At 68.0% G+C, this 18666-nt stretch carries 18 protein-coding genes; 8 read left to right on the top strand and 10 right to left on the bottom strand.

Going from position 1 to position 18666, the window contains the following annotated elements; genetic code table 11:
• Window positions 1-5: 5 nt before the first annotated feature.
• The 3 genes from AB1I47_RS23875 (at window position 6) to AB1I47_RS23865 (ending at window position 4307) form a co-directional block, all read left to right on the top strand.
• Window positions 6-980, top strand: a complete 975-nt coding sequence (locus tag AB1I47_RS23875; RefSeq protein WP_354686192.1) for a Bug family tripartite tricarboxylate transporter substrate binding protein — start codon at window positions 6-8, stop codon at window positions 978-980.
• Window positions 981-1005: 25 nt separating this feature from the next.
• The gene (locus tag AB1I47_RS23870; protein ID WP_354686189.1) at window positions 1006-3369 is read left to right on the top strand and encodes a cytochrome P450/oxidoreductase; all 2364 of its coding nucleotides are present in this window, start codon (window positions 1006-1008) and stop codon (window positions 3367-3369) included.
• Window positions 3370-3641: 272 nt separating this feature from the next.
• Window positions 3642-4307: an acetyltransferase gene (locus AB1I47_RS23865; protein ID WP_354686188.1), complete on the top strand. Its 666-nt coding sequence runs from the start codon at window positions 3642-3644 to the stop codon at window positions 4305-4307.
• 33 nt (window positions 4308-4340) lie between these two features.
• Here the strand turns inward: AB1I47_RS23865 and AB1I47_RS23860 are convergent, their stop codons facing one another.
• Genes AB1I47_RS23860 through AB1I47_RS23850 form a run of 3 tightly spaced genes read right to left on the bottom strand, consistent with a single transcriptional unit; the run spans window position 4341 to window position 6787 of the window.
• On the bottom strand, window positions 4341-5327 hold the full coding sequence (locus AB1I47_RS23860; protein ID WP_407935899.1) for an amino acid--[acyl-carrier-protein] ligase: 987 nt from the start codon (window positions 5325-5327) through the stop codon (window positions 4341-4343).
• Window positions 5328-5336: 9 nt separating this feature from the next.
• Complete coding sequence (locus AB1I47_RS23855) at window positions 5337-6539, bottom strand: acyl-CoA dehydrogenase family protein (RefSeq protein ID WP_354686187.1); 1203 nt, start codon at window positions 6537-6539, stop codon at window positions 5337-5339.
• Complete coding sequence (locus tag AB1I47_RS23850; RefSeq protein WP_354686186.1) at window positions 6536-6787, bottom strand: acyl carrier protein; 252 nt, start codon at window positions 6785-6787, stop codon at window positions 6536-6538. The genes AB1I47_RS23855 and AB1I47_RS23850 overlap by 4 nt, the downstream gene beginning before the upstream one ends.
• Before the next feature lie 273 nt (window positions 6788-7060).
• Here AB1I47_RS23850 and AB1I47_RS23845 point away from each other — a divergent pair, with 273 nt between their 5' ends.
• Both AB1I47_RS23845 and AB1I47_RS23840 read left to right on the top strand, forming a co-directional pair.
• Window positions 7061-7615: a hypothetical protein gene (locus tag AB1I47_RS23845; RefSeq protein ID WP_354686185.1), complete on the top strand. Its 555-nt coding sequence runs from the start codon at window positions 7061-7063 to the stop codon at window positions 7613-7615.
• A 237-nt stretch (window positions 7616-7852) separates the two neighbouring features.
• Entirely contained in the window at window positions 7853-8188 is a 336-nt protein-coding gene (locus tag AB1I47_RS23840; RefSeq protein WP_354686184.1) for a cupin domain-containing protein, read from the top strand.
• Window positions 8189-8222: 34 nt separating this feature from the next.
• Here the strand turns inward: AB1I47_RS23840 and AB1I47_RS23835 are convergent, their stop codons facing one another.
• The 3 genes from AB1I47_RS23835 to AB1I47_RS23825 form a co-directional block, all read right to left on the bottom strand.
• Complete coding sequence (locus tag AB1I47_RS23835) at window positions 8223-8546, bottom strand: thioredoxin family protein (protein ID WP_354686183.1); 324 nt, start codon at window positions 8544-8546, stop codon at window positions 8223-8225.
• A gap of 119 nt (window positions 8547-8665) precedes the next feature.
• On the bottom strand, window positions 8666-10972 hold the full coding sequence (locus tag AB1I47_RS23830; RefSeq protein WP_407935898.1) for an ATP-dependent DNA helicase: 2307 nt from the start codon (window positions 10970-10972) through the stop codon (window positions 8666-8668).
• Between the two features lie 296 nt (window positions 10973-11268).
• A complete protein-coding gene (locus tag AB1I47_RS23825) occupies window positions 11269-12243 on the bottom strand; it encodes a DNA-binding protein (protein WP_354686181.1) in 975 nt (324 codons plus the stop codon).
• A 262-nt stretch (window positions 12244-12505) separates the two neighbouring features.
• Here AB1I47_RS23825 and AB1I47_RS23820 point away from each other — a divergent pair, with 262 nt between their 5' ends.
• Both AB1I47_RS23820 and AB1I47_RS23815 read left to right on the top strand, forming a co-directional pair.
• Window positions 12506-13483, top strand: a complete 978-nt coding sequence (locus tag AB1I47_RS23820; protein ID WP_354686180.1) for a site-specific integrase — start codon at window positions 12506-12508, stop codon at window positions 13481-13483.
• Between the two features lie 270 nt (window positions 13484-13753).
• On the top strand, window positions 13754-14179 hold the full coding sequence (locus tag AB1I47_RS23815; protein WP_354686179.1) for a hypothetical protein: 426 nt from the start codon (window positions 13754-13756) through the stop codon (window positions 14177-14179).
• An 87-nt stretch (window positions 14180-14266) separates the two neighbouring features.
• Here AB1I47_RS23815 and AB1I47_RS23810 read toward each other — a convergent pair whose 3' ends face one another.
• The 4 genes from AB1I47_RS23810 to cls all read right to left on the bottom strand — a co-directional run bounded on the left by AB1I47_RS23810 (window position 14267) and on the right by cls (window position 17501).
• Window positions 14267-14464 carry a hypothetical protein gene (locus tag AB1I47_RS23810; protein ID WP_354686178.1) on the bottom strand — a complete coding sequence of 66 codons (198 nt, stop codon included), beginning with the start codon at window positions 14462-14464 and terminating at the stop codon, window positions 14267-14269.
• An 87-nt stretch (window positions 14465-14551) separates the two neighbouring features.
• On the bottom strand, window positions 14552-14923 hold the full coding sequence (locus AB1I47_RS23805) for a hypothetical protein (protein ID WP_354686177.1): 372 nt from the start codon (window positions 14921-14923) through the stop codon (window positions 14552-14554).
• Window positions 14924-15286: 363 nt separating this feature from the next.
• Window positions 15287-15931, bottom strand: a complete 645-nt coding sequence (locus AB1I47_RS23800) for a TetR/AcrR family transcriptional regulator (RefSeq protein ID WP_354686176.1) — start codon at window positions 15929-15931, stop codon at window positions 15287-15289.
• Window positions 15932-16064: 133 nt separating this feature from the next.
• On the bottom strand, window positions 16065-17501 hold the full coding sequence (gene cls, locus AB1I47_RS23795; protein ID WP_354686175.1) for a cardiolipin synthase: 1437 nt from the start codon (window positions 17499-17501) through the stop codon (window positions 16065-16067).
• Between the two features lie 395 nt (window positions 17502-17896).
• Between cls and AB1I47_RS23790 the strand changes: the two genes are divergently transcribed.
• Entirely contained in the window at window positions 17897-18664 is a 768-nt protein-coding gene (locus tag AB1I47_RS23790) for a response regulator transcription factor (RefSeq protein ID WP_354686174.1), read from the top strand.
• The last annotated feature ends 2 nt before the right edge of the window (window positions 18665-18666 follow it).

The raw sequence follows: 18666 nt of genomic DNA, 5'->3' as shown, positions 1-18666 counted from the left end.
GCCCCCTGCTCAAGCGCCTTGCCCTCACCGCACTGGCCCTGCCCATGCTCGCCGCTATCCCCGCTCACGCCGCCGACACCTACCCGGCCAAGCCGATCCGCTGGATCGTCCCCTACGCCGCCGGCGGCGGCTCGGACTTCCTGGCCCGCACCATCGGCCAGGGGCTGTCGGCCAAGGTCGGCCAGCCGGTGGTGGTGGACAACAAGCCCGGCGGCAATACCGCCATCGGCGCGGCCGAAACCGCGCGTTCGGCGGCCGATGGCTATACGGTGCTGTCGGCCGACAACGGCACGCTGGTGTTTAACCCAGTGCTGTACAAATCGCTTTCCTACCATCCCGCCAGGGACCTGGCGCCGGTGACGCTGCTGGGCCGCTTCCCGATGATCCTGGTGGTCGGCGCCGCCAGCCCGGTCAAGAGCGCGAAGGAATTCATCGCGCAGACCAAGACCACGCAAGGCGGCATCAATTACGGCTCAGCCGGTGCCGGCAGCCCGCACCACCTGGCGATGGAACTGCTGAAGGTGGAAGCCAGCCTGCCTATGACGCATGCACCGTACCGCGGCGCCGCGCCGGCGCTGTCGGACGTGGCCGCCGGCCAGGTTGCGGCGATGATGGTCGACTACGCCGCCGGCGCCGGCTTTATTAAAGGCGGCAAGGTGCGCCCGCTGGCGGTGGCCAATGCCACGCGCCTGCCGCAGTTGCCTGACGTGCCGACCTTTGCCGAACTGGGCTATCCGCGCGTGGAAGCCGCCGCGCTGGTGGGCATGGTAGTGCCCGCCGCGACGCCGCCGGACGTCATCAACGCGCTCAACAAGGACGTGGTCGCGGCAATCCGCGAGCCGGCCGTCAACAAGCGGCTGGTGGACTTTGGCGTGGAGCCGGTGGGCAACACGCCGGCGCAGTTCAGCGAACTGCTGCGCAGCGAGTCGGCGCGGTGGACCAGGCTGATCCGCGACCTGAAGATCACGCTGGACAACTGAGGTCCGGCAACAAGGAGTACGCAGCATGGCAAACACCTCCCCCGCCGCGCGCGGCGGCTGCCCCATCGACCATTCGGCGTTTACTGCGCCCTGCACCGCGCCCTTTACCGCGCCCAACGGCTGCCCGGTCAGCCACAACGCGGCCGAGTTCGATCCGTTCGGCGACGGCTACCAGCAGGACCCACCCGACTACGTGCGCTGGTCGCGCGAGCAGGAGCCGGTGTTCTACAGCCCGAAGCTCGGCTACTGGGTGGTGACCCGCTACGACGATATCAAGGCGATCTTCCGCGACAACCTGACCTTCAGCCCGTCGATCGCGCTGGAAAAGATCACGCCCACCGGCGACGAGGCCAACGCGGTGCTCGCCTCCTACGGCTACGCGATGAACCGCACGCTGGTCAACGAGGACGAGCCCGCGCATATGCCGCGCCGGCGCGCGCTGATGGCCCCGTTCACGCCCGCGGAACTGGCCCATCACGAACCCCTGGTGCGCCGGCTGACGCGCGAGTATGTCGATCGCTTTATCGACGACGGCCGCGCCGACCTGGTCGACCAGATGCTGTGGGAAGTGCCGCTGACCGTGGCGCTGCATTTCCTCGGCGTGCCGGAAGAAGACATGGACCTGCTGCGCCAGTACTCCATCGCGCATACGGTCAACACCTGGGGCCGGCCCAGGCCCGAGGAGCAGGTTGCGGTGGCGCATGCGGTGGGCAACTTCTGGCAGCTTGCCGGCCGCATCCTCGACAAGATGCGCGAAGACCCCTCGGGCCCCGGCTGGATGCAGTATGGCCTGCGCAAGCAGAAAGAATTGCCCGAGGTCGTCACCGACTCCTACCTGCATTCGATGATGATGGCCGGCATTGTCGCCGCGCACGAGACCACCGCCAATGCGTCGGCCAATGCGATCAAGCTGCTGCTGCAGCATCCCGATGCATGGCGCGAGATCTGCGAGGATCCGTCGCTGATCCCCAACGCGGTGGAAGAATGCCTGCGCCACAACGGCTCGGTGGCGGCATGGCGCCGGCTGGTGACGCGCGACGCGGAGGTGGGCGGCATCCGCCTGCCGGCGGGCAGCAAGCTGCTGATCGTGACCTCGTCGGCCAATCATGACGAACGGCATTTTGCCGATGCCGACCTGTTCGACATCCGCCGCGACAATGCCAGCGAACAGCTGACCTTCGGCTACGGCTCGCACCAGTGCATGGGCAAGAACCTGGCGCGCATGGAGATGCAGGTCTTTCTGGAAGAGCTGACGCGCCGGCTGCCACATATGCGGCTGGCGGAGCAAACGTTTACCTACGTGCCCAACACCTCGTTCCGCGGGCCGGAGCATCTGTTGGTGGAGTGGGATCCGGCGCAGAACCCGGAGCGGCGCAATCCGGCGCTGCTCGAGATACGCCAGCCGGTGCGCATTGGCGAGCCGTCCACGCACACCATCGCGCGCACGGTGGTGGTCGAGCGCGTCACGGCGGCCGCCGATGGGGTGGTGCGGCTGCGGCTGGTCGCACCCGATGGCAAGCCACTGCCGCGCTGGGCACCGGGCTCGCATATCGATGTGGAGTGCGGGGATACTGGGCTGTCGCGGCAGTATTCACTGTGCGGCGATCCGGATGACGCCGGCGCGCTGGAGATCGCCGTGCTGCGCGACCCTGACAGCCGCGGCGGCTCGGTCTGGGTGCATGCCAGCGTCAGCGCCGGCGACCGGCTGCGCATCCGCGGACCGCGCAACCATTTCCGCTTCGACGAGGGCTGCGGGCGCGCGATCTTTATCGCCGGCGGCATCGGCATCACGCCGGTCAGCGCGATGGCGCGGCGTGCGCGCGCCCTCGGCATCGACTACGAATTCCACTACTGCGGCCGCTCGCGGCGCGCGATGGCGATGCTCGACGAACTGCAGGCCTGGCATGGCGAGCGGCTGCACGTCCATGCCAGCGACGAAGGCCGGCGCGCCGATTTCGCCAGCCTGCTGGCGCAGCCGGATGCGCGCACGCATATCTACGCCTGCGGCCCGCAGCGCATGCTGGATGCACTGGCCGCGTGCTGCGAGGCGTGGCCGCAAGATGCGCTGCGCGTGGAACACTTCGTGTCAAAGCTGGGCACACTGGATGCGTCGAAGGAGACGCCTTTCACCGTCGAACTGAAGGATTCAGGACTGGTGATGGAAGTGCCGGCCGGCCAGACGCTGCTGGCGGCGCTGCGCGGGGCCAATATCGACGTGCAGAGCGATTGCGAGGAAGGGCTGTGCGGTTCGTGCGAGGTGCGGGTGCTCGCGGGGCAGGTCGATCATCGCGATGTGGTGCTGACGCGCAGTGAGCGGGAGACTAACAATCGGATGATGGCTTGTTGTTCGCGGGGGTGTGGGAGTGGGAGGTTGGTGTTGGAGCTTTAGGCCGTTTCAGTTGCGCGATGGCGTCGGCATCGGCCGGGGTCTCAGGGCGGATATGCATGGTCATGGTCAGCGATTCTAGCGCGCTGCGCCGGGTAACTATTGCACCAGCGTCCACGCAAGGGCAGGCGCGGCACACACGCCTGGCCTCAGTGCGTGCGTCCGCGCACGTTCGCCCGTCACAGGCGCATTGCGGAGAGCAATAATGGCGCGAAACGCATGGACGCACTCATGTCCATGCCAACCCTCCAACTCCTGCCGCAGGAAGCGCCGCCATGCCGCTGCTCAACGCCCCGCGCGTGTTGTCCGTCGTGATCGCAGGCGCGGGTGGATTCGCGCTGGAAATCTTCGAATACCTGGAGCGTGAAGCGCGCCGGGGTGGGCCGCGCATTGCCGGTTTTATCGATGATGATCCAGGCAAGGCGCTCGACGGCATCGATTTGCCGCACCTTGGCACCACTCGCGACTACCACCCCGATGACAGGCAGGCGGTGATCGTCGCCGTCGGTGCCGTCGAAGCCCGGCGCGAGATCATCGGCAGGCTCGCGGCGCGGTGCGTGGCGGTGCCGACCTACGTCCACGGCGCCGCGATCGTCTCGGACGCGGCAACGATCGGCCCGGCCAGCATCATATGCCCGCTTGCCATCGTCAACCGCGGCGCCGCGCTGGGCACGGGCGTGCTGGTCAATGTCCATGCCAGCGTCAGCCATGGCGCGAGCGTGGGGGATTATTCGGTGCTGTCGCCCGGCGCCATCCTCAACGGCGATGCCGCGGTGGGCGCCTGCTGCTTCCTGGGCACGCGCGCGACCCTCTATCCCGGCGTGCGCATCGGCGACCACTGCGTGGTGGATTCGCACACCGGCGTGTCGAACGGCACCGGCGAGCGCAAGTTCATTACCTCGGGATTGCAGCAGGTCACGGCAAGGCGGATCGCCGTATAGCCTAAGGCGAACCGCCTGCGACAGGTGCCGCCGTCAGAGATTGCCGAGCACCGCCCGCACGCGCCGGGGCCAGCGCGCCAGCTCGAGCCCATGCCGGCGCAGCAGCGCCAGCGTCAGCCGGTCGATGCCAAAGGCCGCGCAGCCCGTATGCGCCTTCTCGCCATCCGACGTGCGCAAGGTCCACACCGTCGAGAAATGGTCGACGTGGTAGTTGAAGCTCATGCACGCCGTCGGCGGCGCGCCGTCGTTGACCGGGATCAGCAGCTCGAACTTGAGCTTCAGTTCGCGCTGGTTGTCGGCCACCAGCTTGCCGCCGCGGCCGAAGAACGGATCGTTGGCCACGTCCAGCGTGTGCGGCAGGTCCAGCTCGTCGGCCAGCGCCCGTCCCCGCTCGATCCACATCTGGCGGAAGGCCATCACTTGTTCGGCGCTGCCCAGCCGCACGTACTCGCGCATGCGGAACATCTGCATGCGCGTGGGCTCCAGCGACGGCTCGTGCCGGAAGCAGTACGAAAACACATCGACCACGCGGCCTGCGGGCGGCAGCGGTCCCTGCCGCGCAATCACCGGATAGATCGGATAGCACGCGGCGGGCGTCAGCACCACGCGCGTGGGCTGCTGCTGGTCGGTCCAGTCCTCGCCCTCGTCCAGCCGCGCCAGCAGGCGGAAGTGGTCGCGCTCGTTGCCGCAGAAGCTGTGCACGGTGCCGGCAAGCTGCGGGAAGCTCTTCAGGTACTCGCTGTCTTCCAGGTCCTTGCGCGGCGTGGTGGGGGGAAAGCGCATCAGCTCGGCGTGCTGGTCTGCGCCGGCCTGCGTGACCAGCGCGTTCATGCCCTCGGCAATGGCCTCGTACGCGCCGCCGCGGCCATAGATGCCATCCACGCCGGTGGGGATCAGCATGCCCGCGTCGATCAGCGACTGCAGGAAGGTGGGCGTTGTATAGCTCGCCCCCCTGGGATCGGCGGTGTCCACGTTTTCTGTGCCCGGCAGCTCGCTGGCGTTGTCGAGGCTGGCTTCCATGCTGTCTCCTCAGGAGGACCGGTCCGCCAGCAACAGGTGGGCGGTATTGGTCAGGATGCGGTCGTTGTTGATCATCAGCGGCGCGGACCACAGGTCGCGCAGGTGACGGCCCAGGCTGTAGGGCGTGCCCTGCTTGTAGCCCGCCATGCCGCACACCAGCAGCGCGGTCTGCACGGCCTCGATGGCCAGCGCCGAGACGCTGGTCTTGACGCTGTTCATTTCCGCTGCCAGCGCAAATCCCGCTGACATACCGCCGCTGCCCTGGCGGTGCTGGCGATAGTGGTTCAGCGCCAGTTCGATGCGCCCCTCCATCAACTGGATAATGGCCACGGCCTCGGCCACGCGCGTGGCCGAGGGCGGCAGCACGCCCGGGCGCGCCCGGGCCTGGGCGCGGAACAGGGTCCTGGCGCGCTGCACCGCATCGGCGGCGACGCCGGTCCACAGCGCGGCCCAGACGATATGCGAGAACGGCGTCATGGTGGCTTCGGCGATCTCGCCGAACGGCACCGGCAGCACCTGTTCGACGCTGCCGCGCGCTTCCAGCCGGAAGCCGTTGCTGCAGGTGCCGCGCATGCCCAGCGTGTCCCAGCCGGACAGGCACTCCAGCGTGTAGTCGGGCCTGAGCATGCACACCAGCACCTGGTCCGATGGCGCGGCATCGGGATGGCGGCGCGCGGTGACGAGGATGCCGTCGGCATGCGCGCCGTAAGAAATGGTGGGCGCCATCTTGAGCAGGTGCAGCGTGCCGCTATCCGCATTGACGGCGCAGCTGCTGGTGCGCAGCGCGCCGCCGATGCTCTCCTCGGAGGTGGCCGAGGCCAGCAGCAGTTGCTCGGCGGCGAGCCGGCGCAGCAGGTCTTGATGCCAGGCGCTGCCGATGCCGTGGTCGACGACGCAAGCCACCTGGATCTGGTGCATCGCGTAGATCATGCCGGTGGCCGCGCAGCCGCCGCCGAGGATCCGGCAGATGGCAGCGATGGTTTCAATCGAGGCCCCGGCGCCGCCGTACTCGCGCGGCACCAGCGCACCGAGCAGCCCCTGCTCGCGCAAGGCCGCCAGCGCCTGGCCGGGGAAGGCCGCGTCGCGGTCGACCTGGTCGGCATGGCTTGCGGCAATGCCTGCAACGGTGCGAGCCGCGGCCAGCAGCATGGCGGCATCGGCTACACCTGCTGGTGCGGCGCCGCCATCTACGCTTGCGAGGTCAGCCCTCATGCGACCTCCCGCGGGGCGGTGAGCTTCGTCGCGGCGGCCGCCAGCGAGTCGATGCTACGGAACAGCTCGCGGTTAAGCATGGTGTCGGGGATCTCGAAGTCGAAGGCATGCTCAAGCGCGAGCATCAGGTGGACACTGGCCACCGAGGTCAGGCCCGCCTCATAAAGATCGGCATCGTCGGCCAGCGTGTCGACCGGCACGTCGAGCCGGGCCACCTGGGCCAGGATGCCGCGGATGATGGTTTTCATGCCTGCGTCTCCGGGAATCGCCCCTTAGGGGATGACCGTATTGCGCCACAAGCGCCGCCTGGTCTTCGGTACGTTCACGCACAATTCCCGGGGGCGCGCGTGACACGCAGGCAACACCGCACGCAGTGCGGGATGGCCCCCCGGCAGACCGCCGCCGTTTTGCAAGCCCCCGTTGCGCTGTAGGACAGCGCCTGACAACGGCGGCAAGGGGCCAGGGCTACAGTAGCAGCGCGAACCCCAAGGTACACCGTTCACGTATCGCCATGCCCTCAGATGCCCCAGCCGCCCCTGCCCGCCCTGCTTCCCCTGCTGTCCCTGCCCGGCCACGCCGCCGCGCGCCTGTGCCTGCCCTTGCTGGTCGCCACACTAGGGGTCCCGCCCGCCATGGCGGCAAACACCGTGGACACCTCGCAACTGTCCGGGCTGGCCACGCTGCTGCTGGGCACGGTGCGCGGCAAGCCCACGGGGATGACCGGCGTCACCCGCCTGACCGCGGCGGATGCCGACCGCCAGCTGCGGCTGGCGTGCCAGGAGCTGATGCGGGCCGGCCCGGTCGACCTTGACGACACCACCCGCTTCGACGGCTGCGTGACCAAGCCCGGCAAGGTCGTGGAGTTCCAGCTCAAGGTTTCCGGCGTGGACGCGTCACGCGATGGCACGCGCGAGTTCATGGCGTCGGCCAAGCCGATCCTGGAGCGCGGCATCTGCCGCAACCCGGACGTGCCGGTGCTCGGCAAGCTCGGCGTAACGCTGCTCTACCACTATGTGGCGGGCCGGCAGTCGCTGGTGATGCTGGATATCCCGCCGAACCGGTGCCTGCCCAAATGACCTGGGTTCAGCCCACTGCCACGGCTGCCCGCCGTGGCGGTACGGCTCGCCGCATCGCCAGTTTCCGGTCGGTTCTTCTCCTTCCTGCGCCGGTTCGGCACGCTGAATGCTAGGGATGCGCGCCCTGCGGTGCTAGATTGGAAGGCATGTGGCCGCCAAGCGCCCCGGCTGCGCCTGACAAGCCACACCAGCAGGGCATTACCACTACAAGCACACCCTACAAGCGAGGAGCCGCGCATGTCTTTGCCCCACCTTTCGTCAGGACAGATTGCCAGCGTGCTGCCACTGGGCGCACGGCTGGACCAGACCGCCACCCAGGCCCTGTTCAAGGAAGGGCCGCTGGAAGTGATGCGGCTGGTGCTGAAGGCGGGCAAGCATGTGCCGCCGCACTCGGTCGACGGCCCGATGACGGTGCAATGCCTGGAGGGTGAGGTCCGGCTGCGCGTCGATGGCGCCGAGCGGCAGCTACGCCCGGGCGACCTGCTCTACCTCGGGCCGTGCGTGCGTTATGACGTGACGGCCATGACCGATGCCTCGGTACTAGTGACGATGGTATTGCCTGGCGGCTGCTGATCCGGAAGGTCTCAGGCGGCCGGCATCAGAGAGATCACGCAATGCGCCGCATTGCCTCGCGGATCGGCTCGGAATGGGTCGGGCGCACCAGCCGCGCCACTTCCTGGCCGTCGCGCAGGAATACCAGCGTCGGCCAAAGCTTGATCCGGAACGAGCGTCCCAGCGGCCGGCCGCTGCCGTCTTCGATCTTGATATGGCGTAGCTGCGGATGCGCGGCGAACGCCTCCGACAGCGCCGGTTGCGCGCGCTGGCAGTAGCCACACCAGGGCGCGCCGAATTCCACCACGGTGCCGCCCGGCAGGGCGTCCACCTCGGTACGGGGCGGCTCGGTGGCCGCGTAGTGTTGGGTCATTGACATGGGTCTGGTCCTTTCCTGTCATTTCGTGGCGGCTTGTCACACCCGCACAGCTTGCCAGATTCGTTCCAGCGCCCGCGCGGCGCAGGCAGCGCGATCTGGCATTGCCTGCCGTGTAATTTCTACGCCGCCGGGCCGATTTCCCACCATGCCGGCAGCAACTGGCGCACCTCGGCGCCGGCAAAGCGGTCGTCGATCAGGTAGACCACGCCTTGGTCCTGCTGCGTGCGGATCACGCGTCCCGCCGCCTGGACCACCTTGCGCAGGCCGGGATACAGGTAGGCGTAGGCATAGCCCTGGCCGAACACGGCCTGCATGCGCGCGCGGAACTGTTCATTGATCGCATTGAACTGGGGCAGGCCCAGCGTGGCGACAAAGGCGCCGATCAGGCGCTCGCCGGGCAGGTCCACGCCCTCGGCAAAGGCGCCGCCGAGCACCGCGAAGCCGATGCCCTCGCCCCCTTCCCTGAAGGTGGCCAGGAACCCCGCCTGCGCCGCCTCATCCATGCCGCGCGACTGGACCCAGTGCGGGATCTCGGGATGGGCTTCGGCAAAGCGCGCCACCGCCTGCTGCAGGTAGTCATGGCTGCTGAAGAAGGCCAGGTAGTTGCCGCGCCGCGCGTGGAACTGGCGGGCCATCAGCGTCACGATGGCCGGCAGAGACCGTTCGCGCTGCCCGTAGCGCGTGGAGATGCGCCCGGCGATCCGCACCGCCAGTTGCTCCGGCCGGAATGGCGAAGGGACTTCCACACGCGCGCAATCGGCCGGCAAACCCAGCGTATCGAGGTAATAGCCGGCCGGATCGAGCGTCGCGGAAAACAGCGTGACCGAGTGCGCGGCGGCGAAGCGCGGCCGCAGGAACGGCGCGGGGATGACATTGCGGATGCACAGCCGCGCGTGGTTGCCGCGGCCGGCGCGAGCCGGGCGATGCAGGTCGAACAGCGAGTTGGCATCGAGCTGCTCGGCCATGCGGCCGAAATGCAGCGCATCGAAATAAAAGCGCTGCAGCGCGGGATCGTGCGCGTTGGGGTGCTCGGTCATATGCGTCAGGGCCGCGCCACAGCATTCATCCAGCGCGCGCAGGAACGCCGCGGGCACGTCGGGCAGCACCTCGTACTCGGCGTCACCCTGCCGGGCCAGCGCACCCCACTGGCGCGCAAGCCGGGCCAGTGGCCTGGCTACCGTCCCGGGCGCGCTGCGCCGGACCTCGCGCAACGCCTGCGGATCGAGCTCGGCGGTGTACATGGCGCGGCCGCGCTCGACCAGGTTGTGCGCCTCGTCCACCAGCACGCTGGCGCGCCAGCCGTTGGCGGCGGTCAGCGCGTACAGCAAGGCGCTGCGGTCGAAGTAATAGTTGTAGTCGGCCACCACCACGTCGCTCCATCTCACCAGCTCCTGCGCGAGGTAATAGGGGCAGATGTCGTGCTCGAGCGCCAGCTTGCGCACGGCGGCGCGGTCGCGCACGGGCAGCTCGCGTGCCGCTTCGCGCGCGGCCGGCAGCCGGTCGTAGAAGCCGCGGGCCAGCGGGCAGGACTCGCCATGGCACGCCAGTTCGGGATGTTCGCAGGCCTTGTCGCGGGCGACCAGTTCCAGCACGCGCAACGGCTGGGCGCCATGGCCCCGCAGCGCTTGCGCGGCATGCAGCGCGACACCGCGGCCGGTGGAGCGGGCCGACAGGAAATAGACCTTGTCGATGCCCTGCCCCGGCATCGCCTTGAGCACCGGGAACAGCGTGCCGACCGATTTGCCGATGCCGGTGGGCGCCTGTGCCAGCAGGCTGCGGCCGGCGCGGTTGGCGTTGTAGACGGCCTGCGCCAGCTCGCGCTGGCCGGGGCGAAAGCCCTGGTGCGGAAAGGCGAGCTGCGCCAGCGCGGCATCGCGTGCCTGCCGGTGCGCCAGCTCCGCCTGCGCCCAGTGCAGGAAACGCTCGCAGGTCTGCACGAAAAACGCTTCCAGCTCGGCCGCGGTGAAGTGCTGCACCACCGGATGCTCGCGCTGGCCGACGATATCGAAATAGACGACTGCCACCTCCAACCCGGGCAGCGCCAGCTTGCGGCACAGCAGGCAGCCGTAGATCTTGGCCTGGGCCCAGTGCAGGTGGCGATGGTTGTCCGGCACCGAGGCTTCGCCGCGCACGGTCTTGATTTCTTCGAGGCGGTTGGCCGCCGGGTCGTAGCCGTCGGCGCGCCCGCGCACATGCAGCGGACCGAAATCCGCGGCCAGCGCCACCTCAGACTGGTAGCCCTCGCCGCGCCGGCCGGTGACCACGGCATGGCCGGCGACGCCCTCCTGCGCGGATGGCGTCGGCACGAAGCGCAGGTCCAGGTCGCCCGCCTTGGCGGTGAACTCGCACAGCGCGCGCACGGCGACGACATAGGCCGGCGCGGGTGCTGAGGCTGGTTCGGGCGGGGGCGGCAACACGATGGACACGGCAGACAGGACAACGGGAAACTGTATGAATATACAGTATGGCGCCCGCACCGCAGGTGGCTGGCGCGGCCCTGTATAAGGAAAACGCGAATCGTTATTTCAATGTGCGCGGGGCGGCGCTCTATATTGCCCGGCTTACAGCAACTCCCGCCATGGAGCCGGCAGAAGTCAAGGTCAGCACAGCCGCGCGTCGTACTGCCAGCGGCGCAGCTTGGTGTAGACCAGTTTTGCGACATGCCGGTGCGCCGGGTTGATCAGCACGTTGTGCTCCTCCGGAATGACGATGGAAGGCGCCCTCAGCCTGCTGCCCAGCCGCGAGTCCGAAGCCGCCCGCTCTTGCCGCCCGCCGGCGCGCCACGTGCCGGCCGGCCGCGGCGCGCAGCGGCGCCAGTCGCGGTTGCCGGCACCGCTCCGCCCCCGCCAAGCTGCTCGCGATACTCGGCCAGGAGACTTTCCCGCTGCCGGACGCGCTCTTCCAGCACCGCGAGCGTCTGGCCGAGGCGACTCATTTCGTTGCCCTGCTTCGACGCGGCCTCCGCAGCGCGCGCAAGCCGCTCCATCGCGGCCTTGCGCTCGGCCTCGAGCTGTTTCTGCATTTCCTTTGCCGCGACGCGGGCGGCATCCAGTTCCAGGGCCATGCGGCGCTCGTTCGCGGCGGTGCGCTGCGTCAGCGTGTCGCGCTCCTGGTCCCACGCTGCCCGCTGGACGGCGAAGTCCTGCTGCAACGCATCGCGGGCCTCCAGCGCGGCGGCGGACTCGGCGCGCAGCGCGTCGACCTGCCGCTGCAAGGATGCAGCCGCGGCTTCGGCGCGCGCGGCGCGATCGGCGGCCTCGTCACGAGCGCGGGTCAGTTCCGCCATAGCGGTTTCCGCGCCATCCAGGCGTGCCTGCATGACCTGGCGTTCCTGCGCCAGCGCTTCGCGCTCCTGCGCTACGGCTTGTTGCGCCTCGGCCAGCGCCGCCTCGCGCTGCGCCAGCGCGGCTTCAGCGGCAGCCTTGGCCACCTGCTGCGCGGCCTCCCACAGGTAACGCGCCGCTTCGGTGACCGGCTCCGGGCAGCCCGGCGCGGGCGCGAACCCCTGCGGATCCTGGAGGCGGCCGCCCAGCGCGGCAAACCAGGCGTCAAGATGCGGGCTCACCGTATTGGGCGAGCCTCGCCCCAGATGCAGGCGAATACGTTCGATGGTCGGCCGCTGGCCCGCCTTCAGCAGGTGGTCGGCCGCTTCCCAGACGTCGTCTCGGGTGATGCCACGGCTGCGGAGCGTTTGCATGATGGGGTCCGTTCAAAAGTCGAAAACATCGCAAATAAGGTTCGATAATGGTGACTTATCGGGTGTTATTCGCTATCTATGTATGATATATTACAGCATACATCATATTTAATATGGTCGAGATCAGCCAGCCCACGAGGCCTACTTCCCACCCATCGTTCCCGATGTCGAATTACCGGCGCCGCTACGCCCGTCCGAACTTGACCCTCTTGCCGAGCAAGCCGCTAAGGCGCTGCGCCGCGAAGGGGAATCGCAAAACACCGTGGCGAGCTACCGCTCTGCGCTGCGCTACTGGTCTGCCTGGTACGCCTTGCGCTACCGGCAGCCAGTGCGCCTGCCGCTGGCACCCGCCGTCGTTATCCAGTTCATCGTCGACCACGCCGCGCGCCAGACGCCGCAAGGCTCCGTCTGTGAGATGCCCGCGGCCATCGACCAGGCGCTGGTCGCTGACGGACACAAGGCACGACCCGGCCCGCCCGCGCTGTCCACGCTGACGCACCGTCTGGCAGTCATGGCCAAGGCCCACCGGCTGCAGGCCATGCCCAACCCGTGCGCGGATGCTGCCGTGCGCGAACTGATGGCCGGCATTCGCCGCGCTTATGCGCGCCGCGGACTGCGCCAGTCGCGCAAGGCCGCGCTGACGCGCGATCCCCTGATGCAGTTGCTGGACACCTGCGACGACTCGCTGCGCGGCCTGCGCGACCGGGCGTTGCTGCTGTTTGCCTGGGCCAGCGGCGGGCGTCGCCGTTCGGAAGTCACGCGCGCGACGCTGGAGAACCTGACCCGGCTCGGCCCGGGCGAATTCGTCTATACGCTTGGGTGGTCCAAGACCAACCAGTCAGGCAGCGATCGCGCCGATACCGCCAAGCCGGTCACCGGCGCGGCCGGCGCGGCGCTGCAAGCGTGGCTCGCCGCCGCGGGCATCGACAGCGGACCGCTGTTCCGGCGCATCCGTCGCGGCGGGCATGTGGGAGAAGGATTGTCGGACGCCGCCGTGAACCGCATCGTCAAGACGCGCTGCGCGCAGGCCGGGCTGGAGGGCGACTACTCCGCGCACTCGCTGCGCTCGGGTTTTGTTACGGAAGCCGCGGCACAGCAGGTGCCGCTGGCGGAAACCATGGCCATGACCGGCCACGCCAGCGTTGCGACGGTGGTGCGCTATTTCCGCGCGGCGGATGTACGGCGCTCGCGCGCAGCAGACCTGCTGGCGGGGGCGCCGCCAACGGCTGAAGACGACTAAAAACGACCAGGAACGACCGGGGGACAGAGGGCACAGCATGCGGCGACGCCGTCGCAAATACGGGTATTTCGCTAGCCGGCGGCGCTGGTCTGGGGGGCATGCCCTGCCTATACTGGCAGGCGCGCCGGACAGTGCCAGGTGAGCTGGCCGGCCGCGCCCGGAGGTTCGGGCAGGCGATGCAGACCGGCCCGGATGTGCCCATCCAGTGAGGATGGGCCCCGGATGCGCTTTCGGACCGCCTGCGCCGGACCCGAACAAGTGGAAACGGAGATGGGCATGCCCAACGAACAATTCCTCGCCACCCAGGAAACACGCCGCTCGGGGCTCAAAGCCTTGCGGGCGGCCTTGCTGCAGGTTCACAAGGAAGTCATCGGCTATGACAGAGGCCAGTACGAGCGCCTGAACGGCCCCATACCGGCGGGCCTGTTCGTGCAACTGGTGACCGAGGACAACTTCTTTCGCTGGCTCGACCCGCTGTCGCGCCTGATTATCGAGATCGACGAAGAGCTCGATTCCAAGGAACACCACGACGAGACCTGCCGTGCAGTGGCGCGTGCCGCCGAGAAGCTCTTCAGCGACGGCACCGATCCGGCGTTTCGCAAGCGCTACCATGAAGCGCTGCAGGACGAGTCCGGCGTCATCGTGGCGCACGGGCGCCTGATGTCCGTGATTGGGCAGTTGCGCCAGTTGCCGTAGCGAGTGCGGATCGCGAAGTAGGCAACGGACCGGCGAAAAACTAAACCGCACCGGAGGGGTTGCCCCTCCGGTGCGGCCTGCGCTTGCCTACTTCCCTTCTACCCGCGGCCGTGGCTGCTGATGCGTGTCCACGGCCACCGGGTCGCTGGCAGGAAAGGTTTCCTTCAGTCCCTCGTCCAGTTCGCGCTCGAGGGCCTCGTCCTGATCCTTCTTCTTCTGCTCGACCGGGGACGGCTTGCGCGCTGTCGAAGGGGTCTGGTGCTTCTGCGGTGCAGGCTTGCTCATGGCGATAAGGCTCCGTTCAGGGCTGTGTTGGCGACCATGACCGGACCCTGAGACCGCGTTGCAATGGCCATCGTCGTGATGCGGGTGTCATCGACCCCTGCCGCCGTCCCCGCCCCGGCCGGCCCAGCCACCCCTGCCACCGCCGCGACCGCCGCCATGCCATCCGCCATGGCGGTGACCGCCGTGGTGCCACCCGCCGTGGCGGTGACCGCCGTGATGCCAGTGGTGTCCACCGTGGCCGCTGCGGTGGGTAAAGCTGAGGCTGCCGTAGAACCCGCCGTAGCCGGGCCAGGCCCCGTAGTACGGATAGCCCGCTGCGACCGGGTAGCCGGAGTAATAGGTGGAACTGACCGGATAGGCCGGATAGCCCACGTAGTCATCGCCGGCATACGGATATGCCACGCAGCCCGTCAGTGCCGCCAGCGCCACAGCGGGAATGAATCCAAAGCCGAATCTCATGATTCCCTCCCCTGTGACGCCGGCCTTGCAGAGGCCGTCTGCCAACGTTAGACCGCAGTCCGTGTCAGGCAATTCCGCAAAAAACGCGCCAGTGACAGTCCGGTCTTATCGGAGAGACGGACACTGGACGCGCACGTCGGGACAAATCACGCATGAATTTAGGACTAGTCCGATTTTCGGATGAGAAACCACGTAATACAGTCGTGTTGCACCCGACCCGCGGGTGCCCCGACTGAGCCAGGTTGACCCCCTTCCTGGTTCCTTGCGCTGCCACGATGGTCCCTGCCATCGTGGCAGTCTTTTTAGGCGAATCCGCGATGCGGCGTCACCCGTCGCGCTGCACGCCTTTCGCTGCCCCTTTCGCTACAACCCTTTCTCGACCATATCGAGCAACCGCTGGCCCAGGCTCTCGGCCTGCTCCGTTGCCCGGCTGCGCAGCGGCCCGTCGATCAGCAGGATGGCAAGCCCATGGACCGCCGACCAGGCCAGGTACTCAGCCCCGGGCCGTCGCTCCGGTGGCAGCACGCCAGCCTCCACCAGCTTGTCAAGCGCCGCGCCCAGCAGCTCGAACGGGTTCAGCCCACTGTTGCCGGCCTTGGCCGGGTCGGCATCGTTTTCCACTTCATCCGGCGCCGAGAATGCGGTGCGAAACAGCCCGGTCTCGGTCAGCGCAAAGCGCAGGTAGCCGGTACCGACCGCGCGCAGGCAGGCGCGCGCATGGGCGGCAGCGCCACGGCCCGGGCGCAGGCCGCCGATCTCGGCCTCCATGGCAATGGCCAGCGACGACAGCGCCGACGCGCGCACCGCCTGCAGCAGGTCCTGGCGGCTGGCAAAGTGCCGGTACGCCGCATTGGGCACGACACCGGCGCGCCGCGTGGCTTCGCGCAGCACGATGGCGTCGGGGCCGCCCTCGCGCGCCAGGTCGATGCCGGCGTCGAGCAGCGCGCGGCGCAGGTCGCCGTGGCGATAGGTCGCGCGCGCCGGCGGCGCGGGGACAACCCGGGTCATGCGAACTCCCTTGAATACGGATGGTGAATCGAATCGCGGTTCATCATGTGTAACGACTTATAGTGAACAGTGTACACAATCAAACCGTCACAGGTTTCTCACAGTTCAGAAATTTGCGAAGGAAGGGGGTCGCTCAAAGAATGGGGGCGAACAGCTTGGCGACATGCATGGCCACGCGCAGCGGCGCCGGCGCGGCAAGGAATTCGTTCAGCCCGATGCGCTGCGCCTGGGCGAAATCGGCCTCGAGCATCGTCGCCACCTTGGCGGCGAAGCCCTTGTCCGCGGTCATCACCATCAGCTCGAAGTTGAGCCGGAACGAGCGGTTGTCCAGGTTGGCGGTGCCGACCGCGGCCGCCTCGTCGTCGATCAGGATGACCTTCTGGTGCAGGAACCCCGGCTGGTAGCGGTACAGCTTGATGCCAGCGACCTCGGCCTGGTAGGCGTAGATGGTGGAGGCAGCATAAACCACGAGGTGGTCGGGGCGCGCGGGGATCAGGATGCGCACGTCGACACCGCGCAGCACCGCCAGCCGCAGCACCGCGAAGACGGCCTCGTCCGGAACGAAGTAAGGCGACGTGATCCACAGCCGCTGCCGCGCGGACTGGATCGCTTCGACAAAGAACAGCGAACAGGTCTCCTGCGAGTCCGCCGGACCGGAAGGCACCACCTGGCAGGTCATGCGCCCGCCCTCCTCGGGTGGCGGAATCAGCAGGTGCGGCACTTCGCGCGCGGCCCAGTACCAGTCTTCGGCAAAGGCCATCTGCAGGTCCAGCACCGCGCTGCCGCGCAACACGATATGGGTGTCGCGCCATGGCGCCAGCGGCGGACGCTCGCCGAGGTATTCGATGCCGACGTTATGGCCGCCGACAAAGGCCTCGCGCCCGTCGACGACCACCAGCTTGCGGTGATTGCGGAAATTGAGCTGGAAGCGATTGACGAACCCTCGATGCGTGGAAAACGGGCGCGCATCGACGCCAGCCTCCAGCAGCGTGCGCACAAAGCGGCGCGGCAGTCCGTGGCAGCCGATGCGGTCGAACAGGAAGTACACCTTGACGCCTGCCCGCGCCCGCTCGCACAGCAGCGCCTGCAGGCGTTGGCCGAGCGCGTCGTCATGCACGATAAAGAACTGCACGATCAGCACCTGCCTGGCGCGCTCGATCGCAGCAAAGATGGCCTCGAAGGTCTCCGCGCCGTTGATCAGCAACTGCACGTCGTTGTTGGCCAGGCACGGCATGCCCGTCAGCCGCGGCAGCGCGCGCATGCAGGCCTGCGGCGGCGTGTGCACCACGCAGGCGCTGCGCGCCTCGCGCTCGCGCGGGGTCATGCCGTGGCGGATCTCGCGCAGCCGGTCGTCATTGAAGCGGCGCGCGTCGACATAGCCGGCAAAGGTGCTGCGCCCGAAGATCAGGTACGGCACCAGCGTGAAGTAAGGCATCATCACCAGCGACCCGGCCCACGCGATCGCGCCGGGTGCGGTGCGTACCGTCATGACGGCATGCAGCGCTGCCACCACGCCGACAGCGTGAAAGGCAAGGATGACGATGACGATGACACTCGGGCTCTGCAGCATCAGTGGGCTTGAGTCCCCGGACCGGAACGCGATGCGCCATTTTGGCACACCGCCGTCCCGGTGTTGACGGCAGGTCTCCCGCAGTGCCGCACCGTGCTGCCTCCTTTTTTGGCACGCCGATGGATTGACGGTGCCAGGCCGAAGTCCGGCGCCCTACCCCCGCCTTGTCCACAGGAACTGTGGACAACTTTTTACGCCGGCCAGGCGCTCGCCTGCTGCCCTGCGTCGCGCCATCAGCGCGCGGCTTTTTCCGGTACCGCAAACCGGAGCAAAAACCGCAGATCTTTCAGAAATGTCCGATTGTTTAGCGGATCGCACCTTCTTACCCTGTTGGGTCCCCGTCGTCACAGGTCCGCGCGGTCCGCCGCGGTTCACCGTTCCTCGTCCAGTCTCGTATGTCGCCGTCGATCATTATTGCGCTGCTGATGGGCAAGTCGCCCCAGTTGCAGGCCGTGTCCGAACTGCTGGCCCGCTCCGGCATTCACTGCAGCATCTTCGAGGCCGGACGCGACCTGATCCATAGCGTGGCCGAGGTGCGCTACGACATGCTCTTGATCGACGACGAGCTGCCCGACATCCCCGCCATCGACGTCGTACGCGCGGTGCGCGGCGCCCCCGCCCGCGACGTGCCGATCATCTTGCTGGCGACGGACAGCAGCGAAGACAGCCTGGTCGATGCACTCGACGCCGGCGCTGATGACTACGTGTGCCGTCCGCTCAGTTCACGCGTGCTGATGGCGCGTATCGCGGCGCTGCGGCGCCGCGTCACCGGCGAGCGGCTGCGCCAGGGGCTGGTGGTTCGTGCCGGCCCCTACCAGCTCAACAGCGTCGGCCGCTTTGCCACACTGCGCGATGAACGCATCGCGCTGACACCGAAAGAGTTCGACCTGGCCATGCTGCTGTTTTCCAATGTCGGACGGGTATTGCCCAGCAGCCGCATCGAGCAGACCGTGTGGCGCCATGAATTGGCGCCGCTGTCGCGCGCGCTGGCGGGGCTGGTCTCGCGGCTGCGCAAGACGCTGCGCATCGGCGCGGAAAACGGCGTCACCATCACTGTGGTCTATGCGCACGGGTACCGGCTCGACGTGCTGGAAGAAGACGCCGCGCCCCGCCTGCCCGCGGCGGGCCGCAGGACCGTGGTGCGACGCTTTACCGAAAGCTAGCC

Source organism: Cupriavidus necator, assembly GCF_040578825.1.
Taxonomy (GTDB): domain Bacteria; phylum Pseudomonadota; class Gammaproteobacteria; order Burkholderiales; family Burkholderiaceae; genus Cupriavidus; species Cupriavidus necator_E.
The sequence above is the reverse complement of the archived record's forward strand: the minus strand, read 5'-3'. Positions and strand labels throughout refer to the sequence as shown.